Source organism: Micromonospora tarensis (assembly GCF_016803395.1).
Classification (GTDB): domain Bacteria; phylum Actinomycetota; class Actinomycetes; order Mycobacteriales; family Micromonosporaceae; genus Micromonospora; species Micromonospora tarensis.
The window spans coordinates 1-2,836 of the sequence record NZ_JAEVHL010000430.1 but is presented as its reverse complement, the minus strand read 5'-3'; the positions used below and the strand labels follow the sequence as shown (position 1 = coordinate 2,836).

The 2,836-nt window shown below is 72.4% G+C and carries 2 protein-coding genes and 1 pseudogene; 1 reads left to right on the top strand and 2 read right to left on the bottom strand.

Translation table 11 applies throughout. The features are described 5' to 3' along the window. Both JM949_RS35095 and JM949_RS35090 read right to left on the bottom strand, forming a co-directional pair. Window positions 1–300, bottom strand: a pseudogene (locus JM949_RS35095) (chromosome partitioning protein); the annotation flags it as partial. Window positions 301–392: 92 nt separating this feature from the next. Next, window positions 393–1,412 (bottom strand): diacylglycerol kinase family protein, encoded by a 1,020-nt coding sequence (locus tag JM949_RS35090; RefSeq protein WP_203152360.1) that lies wholly within the window; start codon window positions 1,410–1,412, stop codon window positions 393–395. A 124-nt stretch (window positions 1,413–1,536) separates the two neighbouring features. Between JM949_RS35090 and JM949_RS35085 the strand changes: the two genes are divergently transcribed. After that, on the top strand, window positions 1,537–2,836 hold a 1,300-nt coding region (locus JM949_RS35085; protein WP_203152359.1), incomplete at its 3' end, for an adenylosuccinate synthase.

Below are 2,836 nucleotides of genomic sequence, written 5' to 3'. Positions count from 1 at the left end.
ACCGGGTGCCGGAACCGCCCCGGTGAGCGAGGGGTAGTCCGACGGTGACGGCGGCGGCAGGGCCGCGGCGCCGGGTTGACCGGGGACCGGCGGCCGTCCGCTCGGCGGTGCGGCCACCGGCGGTGTCACCGGCGACGTGACCGACGGCGGCCCACCCCGGTGTTCGGCGACCGCCGCCCAGGGTGGCACGGCACCACCAGCGCCCCCGTCGCCCGAATCCGGCGGCCACAGTGGTTCGATGTCCCGCTCCGGCACCGGCTGCTGGCCGGGCACCTGCGCCCGGTCGGCGTTCTCGTCCATTACGGCCCTCCCCAGTCCTCCTGCGAGGATAGGCCCATTCGTCCGGGAGGACCGGTCGGCGCAGCCAGCTCGGCCGCTCGGCGCCGCCGGGGTCAGCTCGACCAGACCGCCCAGGCGGCCGGCTCGATCCACCAGGAACGCTTGCGGGTCAGCTCGCCCTCGACGCCGTCGTCGAGGTACGGCACCTTGCCTTCCCTGGGCAGCACCGACACCGCCCGCCCACGGGCCCGCCGGACTTCGAGGCGTACCCGTTTGCGCCCCAACGCCGAGCGGACGACCACCGGGACGGCCACCGCGACCTCGACCTGGCCGTCGGCCGGGTCCGGCGCGCTCAGCAGCGCCACGTCGTCGAGCGTCGCGTACCCGCCGGCATTGCCGACGGCGCAGGCCAGCAGCGGTTCGTCGCCGTTGCTGAGGATGGTGTCGTCCACCTCCACCCGGGCCCGCCAGTGCAGCGGCCGGCCGTCGTCGTCGGCCGCGCCGAGCAGCGCGCCGTCGAGGGTCACCGAACCGCCGTCGTTGCGGAGCAGGTCCAGCCGGCGCGGCGTGCCGTCCAGCACAGCGGCGGCCACCGCCGCCGGGTCACGGGGCAGCCCGAGCTGCGCGGCCAGGTCGCGGTGGGTGCCGCCACGGGCCGGATCGAGCGGGAGTACGGCCACCGGCGGCAGATCGGGCAGTGTCCGGTTGCCGGGCAGATCCGCCGGTCGCTTGCTCGGCGCTGGGGCGTACCGCTTGACCAACCGGCGCAGCACGGCGCGCAACTGCCCGTCGCTGGCCGTGGCGACGACCAGCCGGGTCTTGCCGTCCAGGTCCGGCCAGGTGAGGCTGTCCGGGCGGGCCGGGCCGTCGAACCGGGCCAACACCGCGTCGATCTCCGCGTCCGAGCGGGCGGTGACCATCTCCACCCGAGCGCCCCGGGCGTTCAGCGCGTCGGCGCAGGCCAGCACCGGCACCCGGGGCCGCTCGGTGGCGCAGTGCCCGGTGTCCCCGCCGGTTTGGCCGGTCGGTTTGGTGTCGGTCCCGGTCGCGCCGCCGCAGCAGGCTCCTCCGCTGCCACAGCCCCCGGGAGCGTCCCGCTCCGAACCGAGGGTGAGCAGCACCACGTCGTACACGGAAGGAGCCTCCTGCCTCTCGACGCGACCCCTGCCGGCCACGCCGTCACTACTTGTTAACCTGACACCCCGGGCTCGCCGAGCGGTCGCCACCTGGCACCCGAGCCTTCTGGAGGCGGAAAAGATGCCAGCGATCGTGCTCATCGGCGCTCAGTGGGGCGACGAGGGCAAGGGCAAGGTTACCGACCTGCTGGGTGAGCGGGTCGACTACGTCGTGCGCTACTCCGGCGGCAACAACGCCGGGCACACGGTGATCACCCCGGACGGCCAGAAGTACGCCCTGCACCTGATGCCCTCCGGTGCGCTCTCACCCAACGCGATGATCATCATCGGCAACGGCGTGGTGGTCGACCCGAAGGTGCTGCTCGCCGAGATCGACGGCCTGGCCGAGCGCGGCGTCGACGTGTCCCGGCTGCGGATCTCCGGCGACGCGCACCTGATCATGCCGCACCACCGGGCGCTGGACCGGGTCATCGAGCGCTACCTCGGCTCGTCCCGGATCGGCACCACCGGGCGGGGCATCGGCCCGGCGTACGGGGACAAGGTCGCTCGGATCGGCATCCGCCTCCAGGACCTGCTCGACCCGGGCATCCTGCGCAAGAAGCTGGAACTCGCGCTGCGCGAGAAGAACCAGATCCTGTTCAAGGTCTACAACCGCAAGGCGATCGATCTCGAGGCGACCGTCGAGGAGTACCTGGAGTACGCGGAACGGCTCAAGCCGTACATCGCGGAGACCCGGGCGATGCTCTGGGACGCCCTGGACCAGGGTGACACGGTGCTGCTGGAGGGCGCCCAGGCCACCATGCTCGACATGGACCACGGCACGTACCCCTTCGTGACCTCGTCCAACCCGACCGCCGGTGGCGCCTGCGTGGGCGCCGGCATCCCGCCGACCGCGATCAACCGGGTGATCGCGGTGAGTAAGGCGTACACCACCCGGGTCGGAGCGGGGCCGTTCCCGACCGAACTGTTCGACGCCAACGGCGACCACCTGCGCAAGATCGGCGCGGAGTACGGCACCACCACCGGGCGGGAGCGCCGCTGCGGGTGGTTCGACGCGGTCGTGGCGCGGTACGCCTGCCGCCTCAACGGTGTCACCGACCTGGTCATCACCAAGCTGGACGTGCTCACCGGCATGCCCAAGGTGCCGATCTGCGTCGGCTACGAGATCAACGGCGTCCGGGTCGACGACATGCCGATGAGCCAGACGGACTTCCACCACGCCAAGCCGGTCTACGAGGAACTCGACGGCTGGTGGGAGGACATCACCAAGGCCCGCACCGCCGAGGACCTCCCGGAGAACGCCCGCCGCTACATCGCGCGGGTCGAAGAACTCTGCAACACCAGGGTCAGCGTCGTAGGCGTAGGCCCGGGCCGAGACGAAAACGTCCACCCGACCACCCTGACGCCCCCAGAGGCCCCAA